Origin of the sequence: Paenibacillus sp. FSL R5-0470, from assembly GCF_037975205.1 — a bacterium.
In the GTDB taxonomy this organism is placed as follows: Bacteria; Bacillota; Bacilli; order Paenibacillales; family Paenibacillaceae; genus Paenibacillus_AQ.
Map to the genome: position 1 here is coordinate 5625228 of NZ_CP150238.1, position 24638 is coordinate 5649865.

Consider the following 24638-nt stretch of genomic DNA (forward strand, 5'->3'; position numbering starts at 1 on the left):
TGACTACCGTCAGGCTTGTCCCTAGAACGCACAAGAGAGAGGGAGTCTCCCTAGGTTAGGTTGACTCCCCCTTCGTTGAAACGTTACCGTGTATTAACTCGAATATTCTGCTCCCCACGATATTTGACAAGAGATGACGCGCCGCTTCTTGCTTCATTTCGATTTCTTCATTTTTCGATAAACCTAAGCGCACGTTCTGATTGATATTCAGCTAGACCTTTTGCGAATTGTTGATCGGGAAATCCTCTATGCTGTAGCTTTAAACCCGCTGAAGTTAATGATATATGGTGATGCAATTGATAAAATAACAGCCTATCCGGATCAAGCTTATCGTTCTTAAGATACCGATAGAAATCTCCAAATCGCATCTCCAAAAAACTATGCTCATGCTCAATATCAAAGAACGCTGCTCCTTCGATATCGATCAGAAAGGGCTCCAGCTTATCATTAACCAATACATGGTCAGGACCCAGTTCCCCATGAATAAATCCATACTGCTTTCTAGGCTTAATTCTTGATTCAAGCTCATACAACTTATCGAGCAATTTACTTTGATTAGACCTGATCTTCTCCATATGCTGAGAGGCGTAAGCTAGCTGTACTTTCGCATTTTTCATTTGTAATGAATGACATTGTTCTGTACTGATCTCGTTAGCATTGGCTTTCCCAAAAATCTGCCTTTCGGTGGTATGCATAGTAGTAAGCATATTCCCCAACTGCTGAAACACTTTATCTTGAACAGCCAATTCGGAATGTTGGAAAAAGGTTTCCGCCTTACGTCCATCTATATACTCAACAAGCGCATAATCAAATGGGTAACGGTCTCTTTCCTTATTCAGATCATAAAGTGCTGGGGTCTGAATTCCACGTTGTGTTAAATACTTATTGTTTAATTCAAACAAATCACTTCCATAGGACTGTTCATTTATATCTTCATTCGCTTTTTCTTCTTCAAAATAATTCATGGAAAGATCCCACACATACAAAACGCAGGAAAATCCATTACTGCACTCAATCTTGTAGACCACCTTTTGTGCGCCACCATGCATTCGTGAAACACGAGTAACTAAATAACTGGTGCCAAAAATTCGTCCAATATAATCCTGTAAGTCGGCCTGATCGAGATGATAGGTAACGTCCATTAACAACACTCCATTGATTAAGTTTTGCCGGCTTCACAATAGTAAATAAAATCCAGCCCAAAGTATAGACTTTTTCTTTCTGATCAATTATGATGTTGAATAAGGTCTTGAAAAAAATAAGCATACAAAAAGCCTTTGGATTTTATTCCAAAAGGCTTTTTTTTTGATGAAATTTCTAGCGAAACCGGCATATCTTGTGGTTAAACTTGACGCTCAGTATCCATGTCCTTTTTATACATTTTTTCCGCTTCAATAGGACTCTCTTTTGCCGTCATATGGCTTGGAATTACCCGATAAACTTGAACCGGACCGCCGAATACAGCTGATCTATACTTCTCCACATGCTGCTTGGACAGGGGGCGATTATAGTAACCTGGTACATACTTATTCATCATTTCCTGAAGTACATGAGTGGCTTCATCCAAATCCGTGATCGGTTCTGCTTGTCCGAATATCATTACGCTCATATAAGCTGTATCCGTTTTCGCAGGTACCGGATCCGTAATGGTTCCGTATTCCTCACATACCGTAAAACACACCTCTGAATTATCACTCATCACCTGATTACGCCTTCCGTCTCCAGCCCCGTGAAAATAGAGTTTCCCTTCTGTCCATACATAATTAAGTGGCACAACATAGGGGAGATTGCCATCAGCCAACCCAAGATAACCCAATCTCGCTTGCTGAAGGAACCTTTCAATCTTCTCTTGATCCAGGCATTCCCTGCTCTTGTAACGAACCGAATTCATATCGATATCTCTCCTTTAACTCTAGCGTGCGGCAACGACCAAATTGCGAATACCAGCGTTGTTACGGTAGTATATCAATGTATGGATTGCATTAAAATATCCAAAAATGACCGTTTAATGCAATCCATAATTAATATTATTATGATTGGGCTTCTATTTGGAGGTGTGTACGATGATGAAAGTAATTCGTAATGATAAGAGACCGATCTGGCAGCAATTGCTTGATCAAGCAATTCATAATATTACTAGCGGAGTCTGGGCGCCAGGAGAATTACTAATCCCTACCCGCGAACTTGCTCACATCGTAGGTGTCTCACGCTCAACTATACAAATCGTCTATGAGGAATTGTTAAGTCGAGGTTATACAGTTACCTCTCGCCGAGGAGGAACGCGAGTTAGTAGATGGAAGCAATTCAATGTGTCAACGAAGGAAATAGAAACAGAGGGTCCCACACCTCCTTCACTCTCCTTGTTAGACTCAGCTGTTGATCATTTACATGACTGGTTCAGAGGTAAAGAACAGCTAGAAGTGGATATTGATTTCAGTCCTCATGAACCCTATTTGGATGAACAATTTCAAAAAAGCTGGCGGCAATCGCTGCTCCACGCATCTGCTGAAATGGATTTATCAAGCTGGGCTTACGGTAATTGCTACGGTTACACACCATTACGTGAGCAAATACAGCGTTATTTATCCCTTGAACGGGGCATACATATCCAAACTAATCAGATTCTGTTGACCTCAGGAGCTCAGCATAGTATCGATTTAATCGCACAGTCGCTTTTAGCTGATGGGGACACAGTTTCAGTAGAAGATCCAGGTTTCCCAGCTGCTTGGATGGCGATGAAATATCGACGAATGAATGTGGTACCTATTCCCGTTGATGAGTATGGTCTAGTGGTGGAGCATATTCACCCTCAATCCAAACTGATCTTTGCCACCCCTTCTCACCAGTGCGCAGTAGGGGTCGTTATGTCGGAGCCCCGTCGGCAACAATTGCTACATAAAGCGATTCAAGAACGGTTTTGGATCATTGAAGACGATTATGATAGTGAATTCCGGTATCGTGGGGAGCCACTGCCAACGTTGTTTAGTCAGGCATCCAATAATACTTTGTATCTCATGAGTTTCTCTAAAATGATTGCTCCTGGCATTCGTATTTCGGCTATTATAGGTTCAGTCGAGGCAATTGCTCAACTAGCGAAGGTACAGGAACTGACTTACCGTCATCTTCCGATTATGGATCAGCTAACCCTAACCCATTTCATTAAAAATGGTCATTTTATGCGGCATATGAGAAGAGTCAGAAATGTATATCGAAGAAGACACGAAGTCATGACAAAAGCTATTATGGCTAGTGGTTTAGGGGAGCGTTTTACACTCAGTGGAGTAGAAACAGGATTGCATATGTTACTTGAGGCTGAGGAATCATACGACGAAGAAACGGTGACAAATTTAGCCCTACAACATGGAATACGTGTTTACCCTCTTGGACCCTATTGTCTGGATAGCAAAAGAAAGGGATGGGTATTGGGGTTTGCAAAAGTAGATGAAGCATCAATTGAGCAGGGGATACATCGCCTTGCGGAGATAATTCTGTAAAATCATTTCCGCAGGATTAGATAAATTAAAAGAAAGTATGGACTTTAAATTACTTGGTCCGATGGTTACAGTTACCGTGAATCCCTTGATTACGCCCTAATTTTAAGATACTTGGCTTATACAGATAGCAAATAAATAAAGCCTCTATCCCGCCACTCGGAATAGAGGCTTGTATTATTCTTACTCCTTTAGTACTCTCCTTTGATTACAAAATACGAGCCACGGATTGTACCGGCTAGTTTAGACTTTTGCCTAGCAAATTTAAACTTCTCTTCTAACTCCTTTGGTATCTCCATCCCCTCAGAAAGCTTAAAACCAACGGCTCGCTTCTTAGGATCATCAACCGTATACATGACATTAACCTCAAGTCCATCTTCATAAAAGACATAAGTGAATTTAATATTTTCCACTTGAAAACACGATGTTTCTAAAGGTTTTGCCGCAAACTCAATATTACGTTCTTCTTTTAAAATTCGGCTCACATAATCAAGGTTTTCCTGGCTTTCGCTAGCTGGGACAACTGTAAATTCATGCTTGTACTTGTTCATAAAATAACGAGCTTCATTCGCACGTAAACCAGCAAGCGCTTCTGCTACAGGTGAAGACTCTACTCCGACCGTAGACACATTTTTAAAATCAACGATATACGTCATTTCCATCTCTCCTTTTCTCTCATTATTCCCTATCAATAGAATACAATAACTAAAATTTTAACTATATTATATCAAAAATAATCCACTTCACATGTTCAAATCTATGCCCGTAACTTTCTAAAAAAGAGCATCTGCTGCAAATCGGCCAAGACTTATAGCCTTCATCCTTGCAGCAGATGCTGACGGTCAGCTAAAAACCGTATCATCCATATATTGGTGCCATCGAAAACAAATCTTGAAACGGATTCCTACCTGACGCTTTCTCTCAACCTTCTGTGTGACGAGCCCCTGAATACTGTTGTGATCAATCGAGCTCCGCGCGGGAGAATAGATCCCGGATCAACGTCTCATTTTCACAGGCCTGCTTCAACCGCACCGCGAACTGCTTAATAGCTTCGCTATTCTCCGAATAAGCACAGAACATATCCGCTTCCGGGTCAAAATGAATCGTATCTACCCATTCAGGCATATATTCGTTCACAAACACAGCCGCCAAAGAAGCCCAATCGTACCCGTTTCCTTCAAATCCTTCGTCTGCCCGGGCCTCGAACACTTCCGATCGGTAGCTACCCACATTTAGAATGACAGACATGCCTCCACCTTGCTGATCCACGAGTATAAAAGGGGCAACGTCCTCTTCTGCGGATTCTGCTTCCAGCCGTGCAATGACCTCAGAGCGGGCTTGATCCGTGAAGCAAAGCACCCCGTTTTTCTGAACAATCAGCCCTTCCCGTATTCGCCCATCCAGCCAGTCGCTGATCCAGCCCGGAGCATACCCGCCTTGACCGAACTCGCCGCCAAAAGCGATCATTTCCTCATATACATCCAGATATTGTTGACGGCTCGTATTTGGATAAGAGCTTGTGTACAGCCAGAACTGCACATCGTACATCAGAGTAGAAAGCTCATCCGCATGAAAGGAAAAGTGTCCCTTCTCTTCTACGATTCGGGTACAGACTCTACGGATCTTCTGCTCAAGCTGATCTACCTCAGACACATGGCTGCACAGCTTCGCAAGCAAAGGCGAGAATTGGCCTACGGCCACTTTGCGCAAATCCTCCTCTTTATCTTCTTCAGAGGTGTCGTAGTCCTCATCACTCACCAGACCGCGTATAAACGTCTCGAAGTCTTGGGCCAGGAACGTAATCTCATAATTATCTTCCTGATCCACATGAATTACCTCAGGTTCGCCGTCCCTCCCACAGTTCCGGTAATCCAGCATCACGACATCATGGCCTGCCGAAGGGCAGTCACAAATTACTACGCCGATGTCAGGATACCCCCACTCCTCAATCATGAACGGGCTGCCGAGATCGCCGCAGAGTGAATAGCTTTCCTCACGTCCGATGCCCATAATGCCCGTAATCGCAATATGATCCTCAGCCCATGAGGTCGCATCCTCCGTAGGAAAACAGGTATTATAAGGCACTCCCCCATTGTGCTGCTTCATCAGACTGATATAAGAGGCAGGAAGCTTGTAACCTAGTTCTTCTTCTACAGAAGCAATCAGCTCATCCGTAGGCGGGGCCGAAACATATTCTTTTAGCGCATAATCGCTATCTTTCCAAAATTCGGAGAGGTCCATCCCTTCAAAAGGAGTTGCAGTCGTCCCTGAATCATTATGTTGCTCTCTGATTGCCTGTCTGGCTGCGGCGTGTTGTTCTTTGCGTAGCTTGCGCTGGCTGAATTTCAGAAACATGGCCGTATTCTCATCATCCGGATCGAGGTCATGGGCAATACCCAGCACTCTCACCGCTTCCTCATATCGATTCAAATAATAGTAGGAATATCCCACACGAAAATGCCACAGATAATCATTCTGCCCTTGTTCCGCAATCTTCGCGAAGTGTTCAAGGGCTTCTTCATAACGTTCCAAATTGTTATACGCTCTTGCCAGACTGCTGACCATCTCGTAATCTCTGTCCGCTGGAGGAATCTCCATCAGAGTGTCTACAATCTTCTGGTGTTCATCATCTTCATGCCACTGTGTCAGCTGTGCGATTAGTTCTTTGTCCATGGTCTACCTCCCCAAGCTTATAATCAAGTTACTAGAATATAGAGAAATATGGTTTTCCCTATTCTACCAGATGGGATGTAGATATTAAAAATCGAAATAGGTCAGCTAAACGTAGCCATGACCCCGGCAGGGAATGGTAACTATACCTACCCTGTAAATAACCTGCAACACGGGGATACCATCGAGTACTCCTTTACCTATAATCCGGGGCTAGGGGCCGTCGATTCCCCGACCTTAACGTATATCCATGGGGTAACCCAAGGAACACCGGAGTAAAATGGATAAACCCTAGGCAAAATACATGAACACAAACAGGCGAGGAGGAAGTGCTGGTGCTTCCTTCTCGCCTGTTTTGTTGTTTCAGCCATGCTGGTCTCCAAGGTGGAAGATTTGTTGCCATGCGTGATGCGTGACCTCCTTGACGACAAAATTCACCTCTTAGAACGTCATCAAGCTTAACTATTTACACCAAACTCTATCTTCTGATCAATAAATTGCTTGAATCTTGTAAAATACTGCTCTGATGCCTCCCAGCGCCTAAGGTCCAAAAAAGACATGTCCTGTTTGCCATATTGATTGGGCGGCTGATAATGCCGAGAGACATAAGTTCCATGATCCACTGTATAAAAATAATACGCTTCATCAGGAGTCTTGATTTCAATCCGGGCATGCAGGTAGTCTCCGTCCTCGTCCGTATGCGCTTTACGGAAGCTGTAATATTTTGAGCCGTCCCAGAACCCGTCATCCTCCTCTTCTTCCGAATATAATTCCTGAATTACAGCGTGTTGCAAAATGTCTTGCACATATTGGACCTCAATGTTTCGTAAATAAAGCTCAGCCATATTAATACAGGTCAGCAGCATAGTCCAGCAATCGCTAATCTCCGCTAGCTGTTCCTGAGACTCTTCTGTAATGTGCTCCCACTCAGACCCTTCATCTATGGTTCTCCTCAACAAACCGATGGAATGATCTTGCTCCAGCCAAATATAATAGTGATGCCGGTTATCATTCATATAAACGCTGAGATCCCGCTCATCCCCGTCTGCATCAATATGCTCCAGTTGAACTTTGAAAAATACGCCTTGCTCCTGAAAATCAAAAGATGGTTTGTCATCCGTCATTAGAATACACTGAGTCAATTTCAATATATTTTCCTCATTGATCGTGTTATGGGTAAAATATAAATGAACAGGTTTCTTTCTCTTGAGGGGTTCATTTACTTTTTTCAATGCGGAACGCCCTTCTACAATAACATTCACCAGCGTGCAAAAGGAAAATTCCATGTCCTCCTCATCCATATCCAGAAAAACTTCATCAATCAACACCTCATGAATGTCCACCGGAAGCTCCTGAAATACGCCGTCTCCCTCCCATACATTTACTAAGCATGCAATAGATTTCTGCCCGTCTACTTTGATGCTGTACTCGTCATCCTGAACTAAAACCGCAGCGCTAAGATCACCTATAACAATTGTTTCCCCATGATTGTAGGTGCCGCACAATATTTCCTCAACCATCAGATTGCCCGAAACATAGATTTCCTGACCGCCTACAGCTATATTTTTCGCATTCAAATTACCGGTTACCATAAGCCCTATGGCACCATCTGTTTCTTTATTATAGAGATTCTCTACAGTAAAATTCCCATCGATAAAAATGATGATTACCTCTTTTTGTTGCGGGAAAGCCTGCTCCCAATCCAGATTAAGAGAAGGCAGCGTCAAATCCCCTTCATAATAAGCGGCTAGCTGCTCGTCACTGAAATCCTGGTAAAACTTCGCCCACCAAGATCCTTCCGGAAATTTATCTGCTAGTTGACTAATAGGAATGAATCGGAAAAGATTGCTCATACATTATTTTCCTTTCATTTTTAAATTTCCATTATTCTCTCATATGTAAAAATAAGGGTCAATCTCAACTTTACAAACCATCCCCCACAACAAAAAAAGGCCATCCTTCTATGGGATGGCCTGACAAATCAGAAGTACAATAGTAATCACCGTTTATTATTTTTTCAAAACCGGTATCCAAATCTCACTTCTGAAGGTGGGTGAAGATAAATCCTTACTCTCATTCCATAAAATCTCCGGGCCTCTTGCCAACTCATAATTAGCGGTAGGGAACCATTCAGAATAGATGCGTCCCCAGACATTTTGCAATGTATCGGGAAATGGTCCAACGGCTTCGAATACAGCCCATGTTGCTGCAGGAACATCTAGTTTCGTTAAATTTTCGGGGCATTCCTTGGTTGTAGCAACGCCAACATAATGGTCAAGTTCCCCCTTTTCTTCCATTCTCCCCTCAGAAAAATTCATCGATGCTTGAATCAGTCCCTGAGGTTCGACATTCGAGAGCTTTTTGAGCTGGTCGATGTCATCGCTAGTTAAGCTTTTCCACATAGATGCGATTTCCGGATTTACGCCATTAAATTGGATAGGTACCCTTCTCGTAATGCCTACGACACAGAATGACTCTTTTTCAATGATACGATAGTTCATTGCACTTCCCCCTTGAATCGTTAATTGAAAGGTCAAGCGCGGATAGGCTTTTAATGAAGGGCCATGCAACTTTACCGAAGAGGGCGGAATACCGTGCAAGCCTTGGAAAGCTCTAGAAAATGCGTCTGCTGAGCTATATCCATATTTCACCGCCACATCCATAACTCTTAATTCTCCAGCTTGAAGCTCAAATGCCGCAGATGTCAGGCGTCTCCGACGGATGTATTCTGATAGCGTGATGCCTGCAAGAAATGAGAACATTCTAGAAAAATGATATTCGGAACAACAAGCCAACCTCGCCGCTTCCTTCAGGTCTATATCATCAGCAAGATTCTCTTCAATGTATTGTAGAGCCCCGTTCAGATTTGCAAGCAAGTCCATTCGAATGACCTCCCTTCACTAACAATATAGCAAGTGTCGTCGGCATCCATCCGACATCTCATGCACAGTTTTGCTGGGTACCTAGGAGAAACTTGCCGCTACTTAAGATACGGTTCACCGCGCATTCAAAAAAGAGGTGCGAAAAGCCGGTTCATCACCGGACGCTTTTCGCACCTTCTCTCTCTTGCCTAAATTAACGCGTCGAAATGGCCCTCCGAGTTCACCGTCGCCGTCCGGGGATCGGTCAGACCGATGCCCTTGAGGCCTCCCTTCCACTCAATCCGCGAGAGGGGGAGGTGATCTTGAAGCGGAGAAGCCGGTACAAAATTTACGGGGGCGCTACTCCCGCTTTTCTGTACGAGTTGGGACTCCAGCAGCCGGATTTGCCGCTGCAGCTGCTCCCGGCGATAAGGAGTCTGCATCTCACTTCCTTGTGCCGCATTCACTTTATCCAGTTCCATCATCAGCCGGTTCCGCTGTTTCTCCAGGGAACTGACATCACTCTGTGTACCGCCGTAGGCCGCAATGGTCTGTACGGAGCTGATGCCTGATACTGTCTGTGCCGCCATGATCTTTCCCTCCGTTTCCATGGCTACCAATCCAAATTCAGCCAAATTTGAAAGTTCTAATCATCTTTATTACCCAGCAGGCCCCGTCATGACAACATCACAGCCTCAATTAGAGAATAATCGTCATATAGTCTCAGTCGGCCGCTTGTTTCGACCCTACCAAAGACCCATCGAAGGCTGGCTAAAGTCCCTTCAGAGCTCCCTTACTCGTCCTTCAACCGCCGCTGATACAAAATGACAGACACTACTGTTAGCACAACCGTCCATGCCAAATTAATGAGGAGAGGTTTCAATACATCGCCCGTCGTAAAGCTTATATTGCTTATTTCTAAGAAATACACAAGTTGAGTGCTTGGTACGTACTCCAGCACTTTGAAGATAGGAAAATCATCCACTAGTAACGTTCCCCATGGTGCTATGAGCCAGCTAATATATGGGCGTTTGTGGCAGTAATCATTCTTTCGATTATTCTGTACACTGCAGCCGGGACGATTTGCGGTTTATTCTCCAAGACGCTGCTTGAAGCCTCATTATCTATACTCCCTGTGGCGTTCATATTTATGGGGGCTAAAATCGATTTCAGGCGGATTAAATAAAATCACTTTGTCATTTCTTTTGGTTGAGATCTTCTGAAAGGTTATATTGGTCTCGTCTTGTTTCCGTAATTCCTGCTTATCCTCTTCGATGTCCCGAATATCCAATGGATGAAATCCGGACTCGTTCAACCGATAAATGGTATCACAGGAAATAAGGGCATCCTCTAAATTCGAAGTTAAAATCAATATCTGCTTTTCTTGCGAAAGATCATCCAGAATCCGTTTGAATTGACGACGATCCTGCTCTTCCAAGTAAAAATAAGGTTCCTCCAGTACAAGTGTAGGCTGATGCGCAAAAAAAACACGTAGCAAGGTCACATACATCCTTTTCGATGAGCTTAGATCCTTGATCCTCACCTTCCGTTCTTCTTTTAGAACAAAATAATCCATTAACAACTCGGCACGCTCATTCCTCTCCGTTACTTGGATAAGAAAAGTAATTAGCTCTTCCACCGTTAAACGCATATACTCGCTTTGCCCAGCCCGAAATATATAATATTGAGAATGGTCCACTAATTGATTCATTAAAAGCTGCTTTCGCTTCAAGTCCGTTATAATGGCAACCGATTGGTTCAATGTCATATTTAATTCAATCATCGGTAGTAATAATTCCCCGTCATAATACATTGGTTGAAATTGCATTCCGTCCTCCTGATCAGCGACACAACTTGGATATATAAAACAATTATAAAGTCAGGATACTTTTTTGTCAGTTTCTAACTAAAAACATAACGGCATGTCCTATCTAAACGTTCGTCCAGCCGTTCATGTTCATTCGATTCCTTTCACTTAACAAGTATAAGCGAGGAAAATGGGGGTCACTTTAAGACTATCTGTTATGCAAGAAGGGGCTCAGCATATGACATATGGAGAAATTCTATTTCGTACGGCAACGTCTTTCGTTGCTCTACTCGTTTTGACGCGTCTTCTCGGTAAAAAACAAGTCGGACATCTAACGTTTTTCAATTATGTAACAGGGATCACCTTCGGCTCCACCACTGCGGAAATTATCGTCAACAGACAAATCACGCTGCTGCAAGGAATATCTAGCTTGGTCTTATGGTCACTCTTGGCGTTCAGCGTTGCATTGATCGGACTGCGCTCTGTCAAAGCACGTGAGATTCTCGACGGCCAACCTACGATTCTCGTCAAACAAGGCAAGATTCTGGAAGAGGCATTAGCTAAGCAGCACCTCAACATCGACGATTTAAGCATGTTGCTTCGGAATAAAGACGTCTTCTCACCCGAAGACGTCGAATTTGCAATTCTGGAACCTGACGGTAAACTTAGCGTGTTGAAAAAAGAAGAACTGCTGCCAGCAACAAAAAAAGATATAAAAGTAAATGTTGCACCTGTTCTCAATATCCCAACTGAGCTTATCGTTGATGGTAAAATCGTAGAAAAGAATCTTAATAAAATAGATGTCTCTATTGTCTGGCTCAACCAACAATTAAAGAAAGCCAACATTCATTCTTTAGATCAAGTATTTTACGCAGAGCTCCAATTGGACGGGAGTCTGTATATCGACAAATACCAGGATATGAATCCATAAAAGACCCCCAAAGAGAACAGCCCCCAGACTGTTCTCTTTCGCTGTCTGCCTTAGAAGCAGGTGAACGAGCGAATCCGATTCAAATCAATACCGAAGTACCCCCAGAAGAGACCGAACCATCTGAACCCTGCAACAGAATTACGCCCGACGAATACCGGGAAGAACCAGAATTGCTCGCCGTTGTTCAGCCAAATGTATGTGTTGCGGAACAAACAGCCTCTGATCGCACCGGGGTCGATGGCAAATGCGGTGGCCGACATTTGCGGTACGAATTGCGGTGGAGGTGCCGTCGGCGCTTGAACGCCTCCCGGTGCAGCTCCTGGAGGTCCCGGAGTCCCAGGAAATCCACCTGGTCCACCCGGTCCACCCGGTCCTCCTGGTCCACCCGGAAACCCTGGGAATTGGCCGCTTCCCGGCGTTGGAAAAAATCCCATATGTGATCACTCCTTTCAATGAGTAGGCACAATCATCATATGCATTCGCGGAAAGAGTGTTTGGGCGAATGCCAATAAATAATCCGCGCCCAGCCGAAGCTGAACAGTAATGAAATTAAGCCGCCTAAAAGCCTTTTTCGCCTGCTTCGGCTCATAAATATGGACGAATATCCACTTATGCTGATTCCTAATTTGACTTAGAATTACCGTAGAAGATTGAAAAAGGCTGTGATTCTAATGTTAATCAAAAGAGACAAATGGTTGCAATATCGCATCCTTCGCAAAGGCTCCTTTCTCGCCGGACGGCTTCCAGAGACACAGTTGCTTAAGAAGAACGCATTAACGAATATGCTGCTTCACTATCAAAGCGTCGTATTGAAACCTCGCAACGGGAGTTACGGAAGGGATATCCTGTTCATTAAACGAAACGGTGCAAACGCCTATCGTATTCATAACGAAAAGAAAGCCTTCACCATGACAGACAGCGATAAGTTACTTAAATTGTTCCGTAAAAAAAACAGAGGTCGTGGATATATTATCCAAAGGCGTCTACAGCTTGCCCAAATTCAACACAAGCCATTCGACATTCGGATAATGGTTCAACGACAAAAGAGCTCTTCATCCACTTGGAACGTGACAGGCTCATACGCGAAAGTTGCGGTGCAAGGATATCTAGTCACGAATGTGGCTAGCCGCACCATTCCAGTCCTTGAGGCACTCAAATTAGCCCGAATCGGAGATCGGAGCTTGCTTATCAAAGCGGAACAGATCGCATTATTGGCAGCCACACGACTGGGAGAGCGTTACCCCAAGCTTAGACAAGTCGGGTTCGATATAGGCATCGACAGGAACTGCCGGATTTGGATCATTGAAGGCAATTATCAACCGGACTTACGCCCATTCCGACTCTTGAAAGATTCCTCAATGCATCGCAGAATATTATGGTATAAGAAACATTAGAACGAAAAAAAGACGACCAGCCTCTTATCTTTGGCTTGTCGTCTTTTCATGTTTGGTGCCTATCCTTGATAATACCCCGCTTGCAATTTTACTTACGTCTTTTGTTACTTACAACACGCGTCACTTGGAACTTATTTACCCCTACCTGTATAATGGCAAACTGGCTGTAAGAAGTGCCGGAAGACGTATAAGGTTCCGCTTGAATATTTCCACTCGGCGTTCTAACCGTTGCAGTGATTCTAGTCACCAAACAGACTCCACGGCTAGAAGCTTTCCAAGTCTCATCACGCTGAACATTATAATTGTCATCACTACATAAGATGGATGCATATTCAACTTTTCCAAATGCATTAAACGATGTGGAGTTAAAGATCTGTACGGGGTCATAACCGCCAGCTTTTCTATTTCCCATCCTCAAAACCTCCCTTATTATCGATATTATTCATTAAATGCAATTCCATCGTTTTGGTAAGGTATAAATGTGGACAAGAAATAAAAGTACGTTTATCCGATGGTCACAACCCCTTCTCTTTTACTTCTATTATCTTTTTACTAAACTGATATTTCACTGTAACATTCTCAATAATCTCAGTATTCTGGTAGGCAAGAGAACCTTCAAATACTAATGTATCATTGTCTTTCCACACCAGGTTATCAGCATAGCTATAATTCTCATGATCGGTGCGAATCCATGTATCTAATTCTTTTTGTGCACCATATTTGACTCTTGCAGATTCTATTAACTCTGGACTTGTCATTCCCTCTTCAATATTGCTAATTTGAACGAAATTACTTTTATTAGAGCATGTTACGATCGCAATTAACTTATGATTTGGAGAAGGGATCATTTTTGTAATATACATAGATGGTGCAGAAAAACTTAAATATTCTTTAAGCACATTGTCTTTTATTCTCCAAATGACATTTTGACTTCCATAATCCGAATAATTATTAAACAACGTAAATATCATACTTCCATCTGCTAGCTTAACAATATAAGGGCTCCGATAACTTTTCGACAAAATATCTACGGCAAAAGCAGCCGCATCAGCGATTTTTTGATTCTCATTTTTTATAAATGGCTGAAGTTCTTTTAACGCTTTTACTCTCAACGTGGGATCATTAAAGCTTTCTACCAGCCTATTAATAGCAATATATACATATTCATTATTATCACTTTTTAAAGCATGTAGAAATTTTTCCGCATCATATTGAGTAGCAGGCTCTAACTCCATGTCTTCAGCATTTAAATAACGTATGTAAGGCTCTGAATTTTGATTTTTATAATATTCTGTTGCTAATAAAGCTGAAGCAGTTGAACTATATAGGACAAGACAGGCAACCAAAATAACCCACTTTTTAGAAATTCCTTTTTTCCTTTTCTCTATTCCATTGTGCCCAGCCGCTTCAATTAAGTTTTCATCAATGAGTCCGATCTCCTTAAATAAATCTTCTTTTTTCATAGGTTAACCCCCTCTTTGTCTAGATGAACTCGAAGTTTATTTCTTGTCCTAAATAATATGGATTTCACTTTACTACTACTCATATTAAATCTCATAGAAAGCTCATCTATTGAATAGGAATACCAGTACCTTCCAATAAATATGTTTCTCGCTTGCTCATCTATGCCATATAAAAATTGATTTATTAAGTTTGCGATCTCACCTTCTTCATACTCTGTTTCTACAGTATCAGGCGAAGCTAGACATTCTTCTAGTTCCGTTAGAATGACTTCAAACTCACGATTACGCTTTTTCGCTGTATTATAACCATACTTATCAAGCGCAATATTACGGGTGATCCTCCCTAAAAATACCGAAAAATTCCTAGGCAGATTAGGCGGTATCGCATTCCATGCCGCTAAGTATGTATCGTTCTCACACTCTTCAACATCCGAGAAATTTGAAATAATGTTTCTTGCAATGACTCTGCAGTAAGCCCCGTATTTATTTTTAGTCTCTAAAATGGCTTGCTGTGAACGCTGTAAGTATAGGTGGATTATTCCTTGGTCTTCCATTCGTTTTTCTCCTTTTAAACACTCTTATCTATATAGTAGAGAATTCTTAGGATGGGTTGCACTTATATTAAAATTTACACCCATATATAAAGACAACCCCCTCCTAAACAAGGAAGGGGTCTTTGTAATAGATGCCTTTTGGTCATCTCTATAATCCAAAATGTTCTCTAACTAACCTAAATTGTTCTTCCACGCTCATACTTGGTATTCTTTCAACGGTTTTGATCCCCATTTTATTACAAGCAGTCTTAATCTCATTGGAGAACTTAACCATAGATTTGTTACCGTGTTTAATCGTTTCTTCTGGATTTATCGTGTAGGCGTTAATACAATCTAAAATCATCTTATGATCTTCTCTAAAGTAATATAATCTCTCTATCTCTTCGTCGGACGTATAAAAACAAACCATTCTCTCTTCTGGGATAAACGGTAGTATACGTTCAGGCATTATTCCTAAATCTATTATAATTGGTTTATCATTAGGCATTGTTAACAAATCAATGATAAAGAAGTCCATCATCTCTTCGACGATTTGAAATAGCCATTGGCAGTGCTCATTTACAGGTTTATTGAACCACTTATTCCAATCCAAATCAGGATTAGGAAATTGAAGGGCAGGGTATTCAACAGGACTAGTGAATGGTCTGTATTTTAAGACATCATCCCCCAATGTTTGAAAGCCTAGCTCCTCTACAAATTTCTTGGTCATGGTAGTCTTCCCAGCACAAGGCCCCCCATTAAGCCAGTAAACATGTTTTAATTGTTCCTTCAAATAATTATTATTTATCTTCATCCGGTACACCCCATATGATTTGTGTAGTATCTTACTTTAACACGTTGGTTTCGGAGAGGTGGCGGATTCTTATCTTCCTATAACAGTGAAAACACATAGAAATTCTCCTTTCTTGGCACAAGTAGTTATATTCTATGAGTGGGGTTAAATTCCCTGTCACTTTATCTTTAATACGATCTTTCCTTTTGCCCTGCCCAATTCAGAATACTCCATCGCCTTCTGAGCTTCTTCGAAAGAGAATATTTGATCAATTACAGGCTTTATTTTCCCTGCTTCTATAAGCTCCGAAATGATCTCCAATTGTCTCCCGCTTGGTTTCATGAACAAGAAGCTGTATTTGGCATTATATTGCTTTTCTAATTTTGTTAGCTTACGGGTAACCAATCGAAAAAGACTCGTTTTTATAAAACCAGACCCATATTCAACTCCGAAGCGTGCATTGGGCAGCCCAGAAACTGATACAATTTGTCCGCCTGGTTTGACTATTTTAAAAGCCTTTTCTAATGTCTCTCCGCCAATCGTATCAAATACTCCATCATAATTTTGTAAGACCTTATCAAATTGTTCTGTTTTATAATTGATTATTTGATCGGCCCCAAGAGATTTGACCAGATTAGCTCCAGCATCGCTAGTAGTTGTAGCTACATAAACTCCCATCGCTTTAGCAAGCTGGATAGCAAAGGTCCCAACGCCGCCCGAACCAGCTTGAATCAATACCTTTTGCCCTGCCGATAGCTGTAACATATCATGTAATGCTTGATAGGATGTAAGCCCGACTAATGGGATTGACGCCGCTTCCTCAAAAGAAAGATTTTGTGGCTTTAAGGCTATATCGTCCTCATGTATGGATATATATTCTGCGAAGGTTCCAATTCTATTTTTTCTTGGCCGTCCGTATATTGCATCGCCTATTTTGAATTTAGTTACTTTGTTTCCTACTTTGGTGACTATACCTGAAAAATCATTTCCTAACACAAGCGGCATATCGTATTTCAACAACATACGAGTTTTGCCATCCCGCACCTTGAAATCGATAGGATTAATACTCGCTGCATGGATTTCTGCCAACACATCATAATCACCTACTGAAGGTGTTGGAATGTCTGCCATTAGAAGAGGACTTTTCCCGTATTTTTCAATGATCATCGCTTTCATTAAGAAACCTCCAATTCTAATAATATTGTTCCATAAATTCATCGAGATGGTTTATAAGATTTTTTAACACTCCTAATTTTGTTCTAACATCCATAAAATAATAATTTTTAGAGCCTTCTTTCCTCACCATTATAATTCCGGCTTCTCTTAAGATTCTTAGATGATGGGAAACAGCAGGTCGTGATAGATGCGTTTTTTCAGTAATCTCACCTACGCGTAACCCGTTCGTACAGGTAGTCTCCATAAGTACAGTAATAATAGATTGTCTTGTCTCATTACCAATAGCTAAAAAGACCTTCTGACACATCTTGAAATCGTCTTTGATGACTTCGACTTGTTGCTGTTTATTAATGATTCTCACCGCTTTCGTTTCGTTCAATCGTTTAACTTAGTGAACCATTTGCTGACGAGTATGTCATAACAAGATATGCTCCGCAACCTTGAGAAAGAAAATCGAGATCACAAGTAAAATTTTTACATTCCCTCGCCTCCAACCCTCAGAGGAGAATTGTCGATAAATCTCAAATCGCCCTTCTTATAAATTGAACCAATGTCCTACAAGGTAACCTGATGGGTTAATTCGCTTAACCAAGCGGTCATTGAGGATATTTTATACTAAAAGTTATAATTCAATTGACTAGTCGAAATGATACGAATTGGAGGTTATCCAAATGAATGTTGAGATAGGAAAAAAAATAAAGACTCTTCGTTTACAAAAAGAAATGACTCAGGAAGAACTAGCAGCAAAACTGAATCTGTCATCCCAAGCAGTATCTAAGTGGGAAAATAATGTAACCATGCCTGATATTCAAATTCTTCCTGATTTATCCGTGATTTTTGGTGTTACAATTGATGAATTATTTGCATTAACCGATGATACCCATTTAGAACGAATTGGAAATATGATTAGTACTGAACATTTTATATCCGAAGACGATTTTAACTATGCTGAACAATTTTTAAAAGGAAAAATAAATGATGCGCAAAAAAAATCCCCATCCCTCACCCTGCTAGCTCAGTTACACATTCATCGTTCAGATGAGCACCGTGAAATGGCTTCCCATTATGCCAAGGATGCGCTGCAATTAGCTCCGGACAGCAAAAGTAATCATAATGCCTTGCGAGATGCGGAGAATGGAATCATTTTTGATTGGAACTTTTCAAATCACCACAAACTCATTACGTATTATAAGAATTTCGTGCCGAATCACCCGAATTACTGGCAGGCTTATGTTTGGCTTATGAACTACTTAATCGCAGACGGCAGATGTATTGAAGCAAAAGAAATTCTGGAACAATTGAACCAAATCCATCCTGGTCATTTATATCAAAAATATGGAGGGCTGATATGCAAGGAAGAGGGCGACCTTTCTCAGGCGCTGGCTCTCTGGGAGCAAATGACTGATTTGTATCCTGAGGATTGGCTTGCATGGTCCTCCAGAGGAGACTGTATGGCTAAACTTTGCAGGTACGACGAAGCCATAGAATACTATTCCAAAGGTTACGAACTACAGCCAAGTCCAAAGTATACAGATGCATTTGAAGCCATTTCTCATATATATAAAATAAAAGGGGAATATGATAAGTCTATTGAAAAGCATCACGAAATAATTGAGCTGCTAGAAAGGGACTGGAGAGTCACAGAGGGTAAGACCGTTGATTTTTATAAGAGAGAAATAGAAAATTTAAAGATAATGTTGAATAACTAAACCTAACATTTATAAAAATACCAAATAACATGGACGACTGGCCCTTTCCGCCAAAACGGCGGAGGGGGCTTTTTCTTTCAGTAAGCAACACTGCCCCACCAGATACTACATTATTTTGTGAACCCAGAATGCTTGGAGAATCCCGTGTGTGCTGATTTGCCCAAGCGGTTCAGTCCCTGGATATCTTAGGTTTACTTTCGTTGTAACCTTCTAGCTGCCTACCCGATCTAATATTTAAGTAACGTTACGAACATCCTAAGACTTTTAGTCAAGAAAGCAGGTAAATCTTTGCATATTAATCCTATTGTCGTCAAAGCCAAAGCTGGGGACTCTGAAGCATTCGTGCAGCTGATGCAAGAGATAGAGTTACCTCTGTATAGAACTGCAAGGTCCATCGTCAACAAAGACGAGGATTGTGCAGATGCCCTGCAAGAGACGATGCTTAAAGCCTTTAGATCCATCCATACACTTAAAGAGCCCGCTTTTTTCAAAACGTGGATCTTCCGGATTCTGATTAATGAATGCAACAAAATGATCAAAAACAACGCAAGAGCCCTCCCTTATGGAGAGCTTCCCGAAGTCCCTTCCATTTCCAAGGATTATGAGAAAATCGAAATATGGGATGCCGTTCAACATCTTGAGGAGAATCTACGGATTGTCATTCACCTTCATTACCTACAGGACATGCCGATCAGTCAAATTTCCGACATTCTCGAAATTTCTACGGTAGCCGTGAAGACCCGGCTGCATCGCGCCCGCAAAAAGCTAAAGCATTCATCTCAATTCAATCAAGAAATGGAGTTGCCACATGGTAAACACTAAGTTAGAAGAACAATTAAAAAACTGCCAAAGCCTACTTCCTGATCAGTTATCCGATATTGCCCGCTCCAAGCTGAATGAGACTTACCAAATCATCAGGGAAACCGATAATTCCATTTCCCCCGTTCAGAAAAAGAAAAATGTATCTAAAACTTTTAATAAATGGTTGATTTCCACTGCAGCCGCTGCAATTCTTGGAGTTACAGTCCTTGCTTCCGGCTTTGTATCGCCCGCAATGGCTGATGCACTCAAGCAAATTCCGGTTTTGGGACAAATCTATTCATTATGGGGCGAAAACAACGGAGATCCCGGTGTTCAACAAGCCGAGGATTTCATCACAAACATAAACCAAAGCGTGACGCATGGCGATGTGACCATGAATATTCCAACATTGTTATTTGACGGAACCCGAATTCTTATGAACATAACCACTCCTGGAAACCGTCTGGCTTCGGAGCCCAATTCGCCGCCTTCAGATGCCAATAAAGGGGCAGTGGATAAGTTTGAGGTTCTCTATAAAGGCCAACCTCTGCTCTGGAGTTACGAACAAATGGATGGTGAGACTGCTTCCAGCATAATGGTTCAGGTTTTGAACACTTATTATGAGCCGAACACAACAACACAGAATGTCCAGTTCCCTGATCAGTTTGACTTGACTGTAAATGTAACGTTAAAGGGCTACGATGCCCCGTTCGAATTCGTTCTGCCTGTTACAAAATCAACACCCGTAACTGCACTAACTTCAGAGGAGACCAAGCATCACGATAACATTAACTTGCAGATCAGTAAGGTGGAAATCACCCCAATCACAACGCAGTTATCCATTGAGTACAAAACCAAACCGGGCCAGAGCGTAGAAGAAATGCTCGCTTCTATCCCTTCGAAATATAAGGGTGCTAACGGAGGCGTCATCGCTCTTCAATTTGACATTGTGGATGAACGTGGCGTTCAACTGAAGCCCATCGGTGCTCACCCCTTAAGCGAATCTTATAATGTTCGTTTTGAACCCTTCAAGACTTTACCGAGTACCGTAACCATCAAACCGTACTTAGTCGTTTCCGAAGGTCAAGCCCCAGCTGGGACTAAAGGACGGTGGGAAGACAACAATATGGTCAAGGAATATATCCCTGAGCTGGAGACTGTACTTTCGGTGCAATAGTTCATTTGTAAAAAGGACATTATTCTCTTGGATTAAAAGGGTATGCAAACCTACAAAAGACGAAGCCATAAATGGCTTCGTCTTTTTATTTAAATGACTTCAGTTAGATTCATCCATTGTGATAGCCATACGTTTGCCCTCCTTAAAGCGTGAATGACGTTCCCTATGACGTGATGCGGAATCCGACGGATTGCTGCTGCAGCTTCCAGAGACGGTCGTACAATCCGCCTCGTAGTAGTAAAGCTTCATGTCGTCCCTGTTCCACCAGTCGGCCATCTTCCAGCACAATAATGTTGTCTGCACCTCGTATGGTTTTGAGCCGATGCGCGATAACAATAACGGTTCTGCCCGTAATCAGCGCATCAATTCCCTTCTGGATTTCGGCTTCATTCTGCGGGTCAAGCGATGCAGTAGCCTCATCCAGCAATACAATAGGAGCGTTCTTAAGAATCGCACGAGCAATGGAGATCCGCTGCTTCTCCCCTCCGGAAAGCGTACTGCCACCCTCGCCTACCGGCGTGTCATAACCTAGCGGTAATTTCATAATGAAATCATGGCAACGGGCCATTTCTGCTGCTTGTTGAATATCCTGCTGCGACGCGCCCGGCCGCCCAAAGGCAATGTTGTTTCCAATGGTATCTTGGAACAGGTACACATCCTGAAACACAACCGACACAGAACCTAGCAAATGTTCTGGATCAATATCTTTAATATTGCGTCCGCCTAGCAGAACACTTCCCTCGTCAGGATCATAGAAACGCGAGATCAAACGCAGCACTGTACTCTTTCCGCTGCCGGAGGGACCCACGATTGCAGTCAATGAACCTTGCGGCATTTCTATGCTTAATTGTTTGAGAACAGGCTCACCTCCATAGCTGAAGGTAACATTGTCAAAGCGAATGGTACTGCTATCGGGAAGTGGAGCTGTAGTCCCTGTCATTACCGGCTGGCGAAGCAGGTCTACGATGCGTTCACCCGCTTGTTCGTTGTACCGGAATTCAGCATAGTTGGCGAGCGCCGTCGTCAGTGGATCATAGATGCGTGTGCCGACAATAAGGAATACCGCCAGCTGCAAAATACCGAGCTCCCCGCCTAACAATAGATGCACACCTACGTATACCATTAAGGTCAGACCCGCACGAAGAAGAGCCATAGCCGTTAGAATGACCGGTCCGAATATCCCTTCAAGCTTCACACTTTCCTTCATCAAAGTTCGAAAAGAGCTATCCAGACGGACAAAGCGTTCTCCCGTCAGGTTGTAGGCTTTCATCACCCGAATACCATTCAAATACTCCTGTAGCCGATTCGCGGCGTTCAGTTTCGCTTTCATATGATTCGTCCCTAATCTGCGCCGTAGTCTGCCTGACAGGTACATAATTAGGAGGGTAACCGGCAGTGCCACGAACATGGAAAGCGCCATCCGCCAGTCGAGGAATAGTAAACCCGCAAGTGCGAATATCGGCAGTACAAAAGCCCCTGCAAGCTGTGGCAGCAGATGTGAAATTCCTGTCTCAACCAGCGTGAAATCGCCCATCATCATATTGGCCAAATCACCAGGATCCCGGCGCGTCAGGTAGCCTAGCGGAAGCTTACGCAGATGTTCTGCTAATTCCGCCCGTCCCTGTGCCGCAACATTGTAAGCCCCGCGGTATGCAGTGCGGTATGCGGGGATCTCGCTCAGGAACATCAGCACCATAACAGCGGCTAGTCCCGCGCAAATCCACCAAAGCCGTTCTATCTGAAGCTCTGCACCCACCGTAATATAAGGAGCAAAAATCAACCGCACCGCCTCAATTACAAGCGCAAACGGAAGCACACTAACTATGTTAGCCAGTAAGGAAAAAAGTACAGGCTTCAGCAGCTGCTGCGGTTTGCCAGCAGTAATATTGTGCAATACCTTCATAGCTGTTCCCCTCCTTTTTCCAAATGCCAATCTCCAGCGTCACTGTAGGCATGCCACATTTGAGTGTAAAGTCCATCGAGATCAATCAAACTTTCGTGATCTCCGCGCTCCACGATTTGCCCATCTCGCAGTACCAGAATTTGTGCGGCTTCACGAATAGAGGAGAGTCTGTGAGCAATAACAATAACCGTCTTCCCGCGCATAAGCTCCGTTAGTGCCAGCTGCATGTGATGCTCATTTTCCGGGTCGGCAAAAGCAGTCGCTTCGTCGAGTACAAGTACCGGTGCATTTTTGAGGATAGCCCGGGCTACCGCAATACGCTGCTCTTCACCACCGGAGAGATAGACGCCACCTTCACCGATTAACGTATCGTATCCCTGCGGAAGCCGAGAGATGAACTCGTCGCATTGCGCAGCTCTTGCTGCAGCCTGGACTTCATCCAGCGTGGCTCCCGGTTTGCCGACGGCAATATTCTCATACAAAGTGTCATAGAACAGGAAGGTCTCCTGAAATACAAAGGCAACTGTATTCATCAGTTCATGAATCGCCATATGACGGATATCCACTCCACCGATACGGATCGCACCCTCTTGCGGGTCCCAGAACCGCGGCACCAAGCTGGCCACCGTCGATTTACCTGATCCTGACGGTCCAACCAGCGCTGTAACCTTCCCTTGTACTGCCCGGAAAGAGACCTCGCTAAGCGCAGCCGCAGCCCCCTCTTCTTCATTGTAGGAGAAGGTTACGTCCATAAATTCAACGTCGAAAGCTTGCGGTGATAGCGGCTTTGCTATTTCTGGTACAGGCTGCTGTGCCAAAAGACGATCCATCCGCTCTACGCCTTCGCCGATATCCCGAGTGCTCGAAGCCAGCATAAGCAGTTTATAAAGCGGAGATGATACGCCTGGCGCCATAATTAGAAAGAACAGCAGCACAAGCGCAAAGGACATGGAGTCCGGCTGGCCGCTTAGCATAAAAACACCCACCGGTAAAATAAAGGTAAACGAGGAGGCCAGCAATGTTTTGAACAGAACATAACCTGACTGATAACGGTCCGTAAACTCCAGACAATAATCACGGTATCTGGTCATATCACTGTAGAACTTTCGGAAGGAATGCACCGTCTGCCCGAACACCTTCACCGCTGGCATCCCCCGCACATACTGCACCGCCGAAGCATTGATCTGCTCCAAAGAATCATGATACTGCTTCACACTGGTTTTTCCCTTACCGCTCATCATAAGTGCTGACTGCACAACCATTCCTATGAGGATCGGTAGAAGACAGGCAACAGCTAACGGCGGACTCAGCCAGAACATCGCCACAATCATCAGCACCGTAGACGCCAGCGCGCTGACCAGATCAGGGAGCTGATGCGCTACGAAATTTTCCACCTTGTCAACATTCTGTTCCAGCGTCTTCTTCACTGCGCCGGTCGAAGTTCCATTCAGGAAGCCGAGCGGCAATCTGCCTAGATGTTCGGTCATTCGCACACGCAGATTATACTGAATACGAAAAGCCGCAATATGCGAACACATAATACCGCAATATGAGGTCACCAACCCTCCAACCAAGCCGCCGAGTGCAATCCATCCCCAGCGGATCATTGCATCACCGTCAACCTGTCCAGGAGATGCTGCATGCCGCAGTAGCTCGGCCAATATGAAATAAACAGACAAAAATGGTACCAGCATTAGCACGGCGCTGACAGATGACAATACACCAGACAGGATCAGCAGGCCCCGCTTCTCTCCGGCAATCTCCAGCAGTCTCGACATGCCAGTTTTGGTTTTACTCACAGCTGTTCCCCCACTCTTTATAATTACGCACAAAAAAAGTGCACTGAGAATGATTCTCTGTGCACTAGTGTATAGGAACGCTCTTCATAGTTGCTACCATTTCCGGGATTATAATCAACCAAATCAGGAG

24 protein-coding genes are annotated in these 24638 nt (G+C 43.3%); 6 read left to right on the top strand and 18 right to left on the bottom strand.

Going from position 1 to position 24638, the window contains the following annotated elements:
* Window positions 1-167: 167 nt before the first annotated feature.
* Window positions 168-1097, bottom strand: coding sequence for a phosphotransferase (locus MKY99_RS24865; RefSeq protein ID WP_339271783.1), 930 nt, complete (start codon window positions 1095-1097; stop codon window positions 168-170).
* 245 nt (window positions 1098-1342) lie between these two features.
* Window positions 1343-1891, bottom strand: coding sequence for a pyridoxamine 5'-phosphate oxidase family protein (locus MKY99_RS24870; protein WP_042191395.1), 549 nt, complete (start codon window positions 1889-1891; stop codon window positions 1343-1345).
* A gap of 172 nt (window positions 1892-2063) precedes the next feature.
* Here MKY99_RS24870 and MKY99_RS24875 point away from each other — a divergent pair, with 172 nt between their 5' ends.
* Window positions 2064-3494, top strand: a complete 1431-nt coding sequence (locus MKY99_RS24875) for a PLP-dependent aminotransferase family protein (RefSeq protein ID WP_339266895.1) — start codon at window positions 2064-2066, stop codon at window positions 3492-3494.
* 188 nt (window positions 3495-3682) lie between these two features.
* On the opposite strand, the gene MKY99_RS24880 is transcribed toward MKY99_RS24875, so the two are convergent.
* The 7 genes from MKY99_RS24880 to MKY99_RS24910 form a co-directional block, all read right to left on the bottom strand.
* On the bottom strand, window positions 3683-4147 hold the full coding sequence (locus tag MKY99_RS24880; RefSeq protein ID WP_339266897.1) for a phage tail protein: 465 nt from the start codon (window positions 4145-4147) through the stop codon (window positions 3683-3685).
* A gap of 304 nt (window positions 4148-4451) precedes the next feature.
* On the bottom strand, window positions 4452-6164 hold the full coding sequence (locus tag MKY99_RS24885; RefSeq protein ID WP_339266898.1) for an Imm51 family immunity protein: 1713 nt from the start codon (window positions 6162-6164) through the stop codon (window positions 4452-4454).
* 455 nt (window positions 6165-6619) lie between these two features.
* Window positions 6620-8014: a hypothetical protein gene (locus tag MKY99_RS24890; RefSeq protein WP_339266900.1), complete on the bottom strand. Its 1395-nt coding sequence runs from the start codon at window positions 8012-8014 to the stop codon at window positions 6620-6622.
* A gap of 156 nt (window positions 8015-8170) precedes the next feature.
* Window positions 8171-9043, bottom strand: coding sequence for an AraC family transcriptional regulator (locus MKY99_RS24895; protein ID WP_339266901.1), 873 nt, complete (start codon window positions 9041-9043; stop codon window positions 8171-8173).
* 188 nt (window positions 9044-9231) lie between these two features.
* Window positions 9232-9612 (bottom strand): FlxA-like family protein, encoded by a 381-nt coding sequence (locus MKY99_RS24900; protein WP_076286012.1) that lies wholly within the window; start codon window positions 9610-9612, stop codon window positions 9232-9234.
* Window positions 9613-9815: 203 nt separating this feature from the next.
* The gene (locus MKY99_RS24905) at window positions 9816-10007 is read right to left on the bottom strand and encodes a hypothetical protein (RefSeq protein WP_339266903.1); all 192 of its coding nucleotides are present in this window, start codon (window positions 10005-10007) and stop codon (window positions 9816-9818) included.
* 135 nt (window positions 10008-10142) lie between these two features.
* On the bottom strand, window positions 10143-10850 hold the full coding sequence (locus tag MKY99_RS24910; RefSeq protein ID WP_339266905.1) for an ABC transporter ATP-binding protein: 708 nt from the start codon (window positions 10848-10850) through the stop codon (window positions 10143-10145).
* A gap of 217 nt (window positions 10851-11067) precedes the next feature.
* Between MKY99_RS24910 and MKY99_RS24915 the strand changes: the two genes are divergently transcribed.
* Window positions 11068-11760 carry a DUF421 domain-containing protein gene (locus tag MKY99_RS24915; protein ID WP_339266907.1) on the top strand — a complete coding sequence of 231 codons (693 nt, stop codon included), beginning with the start codon at window positions 11068-11070 and terminating at the stop codon, window positions 11758-11760.
* Between the two features lie 50 nt (window positions 11761-11810).
* Here MKY99_RS24915 and MKY99_RS24920 read toward each other — a convergent pair whose 3' ends face one another.
* Window positions 11811-12194 (bottom strand): collagen-like protein, encoded by a 384-nt coding sequence (locus tag MKY99_RS24920; RefSeq protein WP_339266909.1) that lies wholly within the window; start codon window positions 12192-12194, stop codon window positions 11811-11813.
* 237 nt (window positions 12195-12431) lie between these two features.
* On the opposite strand from MKY99_RS24920, the gene MKY99_RS24925 reads away from it, so the two are divergent.
* On the top strand, window positions 12432-13154 hold the full coding sequence (locus MKY99_RS24925) for a YheC/YheD family protein (RefSeq protein WP_339266911.1): 723 nt from the start codon (window positions 12432-12434) through the stop codon (window positions 13152-13154).
* A gap of 88 nt (window positions 13155-13242) precedes the next feature.
* Here the strand turns inward: MKY99_RS24925 and MKY99_RS24930 are convergent, their stop codons facing one another.
* The 6 genes from MKY99_RS24930 to MKY99_RS24955 all read right to left on the bottom strand — a co-directional run bounded on the left by MKY99_RS24930 (window position 13243) and on the right by MKY99_RS24955 (window position 17480).
* Entirely contained in the window at window positions 13243-13566 is a 324-nt protein-coding gene (locus MKY99_RS24930; RefSeq protein WP_076300430.1) for a hypothetical protein, read from the bottom strand.
* A gap of 103 nt (window positions 13567-13669) precedes the next feature.
* Window positions 13670-14617: a hypothetical protein gene (locus MKY99_RS24935; protein ID WP_339266913.1), complete on the bottom strand. Its 948-nt coding sequence runs from the start codon at window positions 14615-14617 to the stop codon at window positions 13670-13672.
* Window positions 14614-15171 (bottom strand): sigma-70 family RNA polymerase sigma factor, encoded by a 558-nt coding sequence (locus MKY99_RS24940; RefSeq protein WP_076300428.1) that lies wholly within the window; start codon window positions 15169-15171, stop codon window positions 14614-14616. The genes MKY99_RS24935 and MKY99_RS24940 overlap by 4 nt, the downstream gene beginning before the upstream one ends.
* A 148-nt stretch (window positions 15172-15319) precedes the next feature.
* The gene (locus tag MKY99_RS24945) at window positions 15320-15964 is read right to left on the bottom strand and encodes a hypothetical protein (RefSeq protein ID WP_339266914.1); all 645 of its coding nucleotides are present in this window, start codon (window positions 15962-15964) and stop codon (window positions 15320-15322) included.
* 156 nt (window positions 15965-16120) lie between these two features.
* On the bottom strand, window positions 16121-17119 hold the full coding sequence (locus MKY99_RS24950) for an NADP-dependent oxidoreductase (RefSeq protein ID WP_339266916.1): 999 nt from the start codon (window positions 17117-17119) through the stop codon (window positions 16121-16123).
* Window positions 17120-17135: 16 nt separating this feature from the next.
* Complete coding sequence (locus tag MKY99_RS24955) at window positions 17136-17480, bottom strand: metalloregulator ArsR/SmtB family transcription factor (RefSeq protein WP_149644780.1); 345 nt, start codon at window positions 17478-17480, stop codon at window positions 17136-17138.
* A 310-nt stretch (window positions 17481-17790) separates the two neighbouring features.
* On the opposite strand from MKY99_RS24955, the gene MKY99_RS24960 reads away from it, so the two are divergent.
* From MKY99_RS24960 to MKY99_RS24970, 3 genes are all read left to right on the top strand, one after another.
* Window positions 17791-18828, top strand: coding sequence for a helix-turn-helix domain-containing protein (locus tag MKY99_RS24960; RefSeq protein WP_339266918.1), 1038 nt, complete (start codon window positions 17791-17793; stop codon window positions 18826-18828).
* Between the two features lie 288 nt (window positions 18829-19116).
* A complete protein-coding gene (locus MKY99_RS24965) occupies window positions 19117-19650 on the top strand; it encodes a sigma-70 family RNA polymerase sigma factor (protein WP_339266920.1) in 534 nt (177 codons plus the stop codon).
* Entirely contained in the window at window positions 19637-20806 is a 1170-nt protein-coding gene (locus MKY99_RS24970) for a DUF4179 domain-containing protein (protein ID WP_339266922.1), read from the top strand. Before MKY99_RS24965 ends, MKY99_RS24970 begins: the two co-directional genes overlap by 14 nt.
* Before the next feature lie 163 nt (window positions 20807-20969).
* Here the strand turns inward: MKY99_RS24970 and MKY99_RS24975 are convergent, their stop codons facing one another.
* Both MKY99_RS24975 and MKY99_RS24980 read right to left on the bottom strand, forming a co-directional pair.
* On the bottom strand, window positions 20970-22709 hold the full coding sequence (locus MKY99_RS24975; RefSeq protein ID WP_339266923.1) for an ABC transporter ATP-binding protein: 1740 nt from the start codon (window positions 22707-22709) through the stop codon (window positions 20970-20972).
* Window positions 22706-24487: an ABC transporter ATP-binding protein gene (locus tag MKY99_RS24980; protein ID WP_339271784.1), complete on the bottom strand. Its 1782-nt coding sequence runs from the start codon at window positions 24485-24487 to the stop codon at window positions 22706-22708. The genes MKY99_RS24975 and MKY99_RS24980 overlap by 4 nt, the downstream gene beginning before the upstream one ends.
* Between the last annotated feature and the right edge of the window lie 151 nt (window positions 24488-24638).

Bases quoted from the DNA above. Each gene is read 5' to 3' on its own strand.
- MKY99_RS24895 (WP_339266901.1), bottom strand. From the start codon at position 9,043: ATGGACTTGCTTGCAAATCTGAACGGGGCTCTACAATACATTGAAGAG.
- MKY99_RS24930 (WP_076300430.1), bottom strand. From the start codon at position 13,566: ATGGGAAATAGAAAAGCTGGCGGTTATGACCCCGTACAGATCTTTAAC.
- MKY99_RS24890 (WP_339266900.1), bottom strand. From the start codon at position 8,014: ATGAGCAATCTTTTCCGATTCATTCCTATTAGTCAACTAGCAGATAAA.
- MKY99_RS24940 (WP_076300428.1), bottom strand. From the start codon at position 15,171: ATGGAAGACCAAGGAATAATCCACCTATACTTACAGCGTTCACAGCAA.
- MKY99_RS24920 (WP_339266909.1), bottom strand. From the start codon at position 12,194: ATGGGATTTTTTCCAACGCCGGGAAGCGGCCAATTCCCAGGGTTTCCG.
- MKY99_RS24925 (WP_339266911.1), top strand. From the start codon at position 12,432: ATGTTAATCAAAAGAGACAAATGGTTGCAATATCGCATCCTTCGCAAA.
- MKY99_RS24870 (WP_042191395.1), bottom strand. From the start codon at position 1,891: ATGAATTCGGTTCGTTACAAGAGCAGGGAATGCCTGGATCAAGAGAAG.
- MKY99_RS24975 (WP_339266923.1), bottom strand. From the start codon at position 22,709: ATGAAGGTATTGCACAATATTACTGCTGGCAAACCGCAGCAGCTGCTG.
- MKY99_RS24915 (WP_339266907.1), top strand. From the start codon at position 11,068: ATGACATATGGAGAAATTCTATTTCGTACGGCAACGTCTTTCGTTGCT.
- MKY99_RS24910 (WP_339266905.1), bottom strand. From the start codon at position 10,850: ATGCAATTTCAACCAATGTATTATGACGGGGAATTATTACTACCGATG.
- MKY99_RS24950 (WP_339266916.1), bottom strand. From the start codon at position 17,119: ATGAAAGCGATGATCATTGAAAAATACGGGAAAAGTCCTCTTCTAATG.
- MKY99_RS24875 (WP_339266895.1), top strand. From the start codon at position 2,064: ATGATGAAAGTAATTCGTAATGATAAGAGACCGATCTGGCAGCAATTG.
- MKY99_RS24885 (WP_339266898.1), bottom strand. From the start codon at position 6,164: ATGGACAAAGAACTAATCGCACAGCTGACACAGTGGCATGAAGATGAT.
- MKY99_RS24900 (WP_076286012.1), bottom strand. From the start codon at position 9,612: ATGGCGGCACAGACAGTATCAGGCATCAGCTCCGTACAGACCATTGCG.
- MKY99_RS24945 (WP_339266914.1), bottom strand. From the start codon at position 15,964: ATGAAGATAAATAATAATTATTTGAAGGAACAATTAAAACATGTTTAC.
- MKY99_RS24935 (WP_339266913.1), bottom strand. From the start codon at position 14,617: ATGAAAAAAGAAGATTTATTTAAGGAGATCGGACTCATTGATGAAAAC.
- MKY99_RS24970 (WP_339266922.1), top strand. From the start codon at position 19,637: ATGGTAAACACTAAGTTAGAAGAACAATTAAAAAACTGCCAAAGCCTA.
- MKY99_RS24880 (WP_339266897.1), bottom strand. From the start codon at position 4,147: ATGACGTATATCGTTGATTTTAAAAATGTGTCTACGGTCGGAGTAGAG.
- MKY99_RS24980 (WP_339271784.1), bottom strand. From the start codon at position 24,487: ATGTCGAGACTGCTGGAGATTGCCGGAGAGAAGCGGGGCCTGCTGATC.
- MKY99_RS24960 (WP_339266918.1), top strand. From the start codon at position 17,791: ATGAATGTTGAGATAGGAAAAAAAATAAAGACTCTTCGTTTACAAAAA.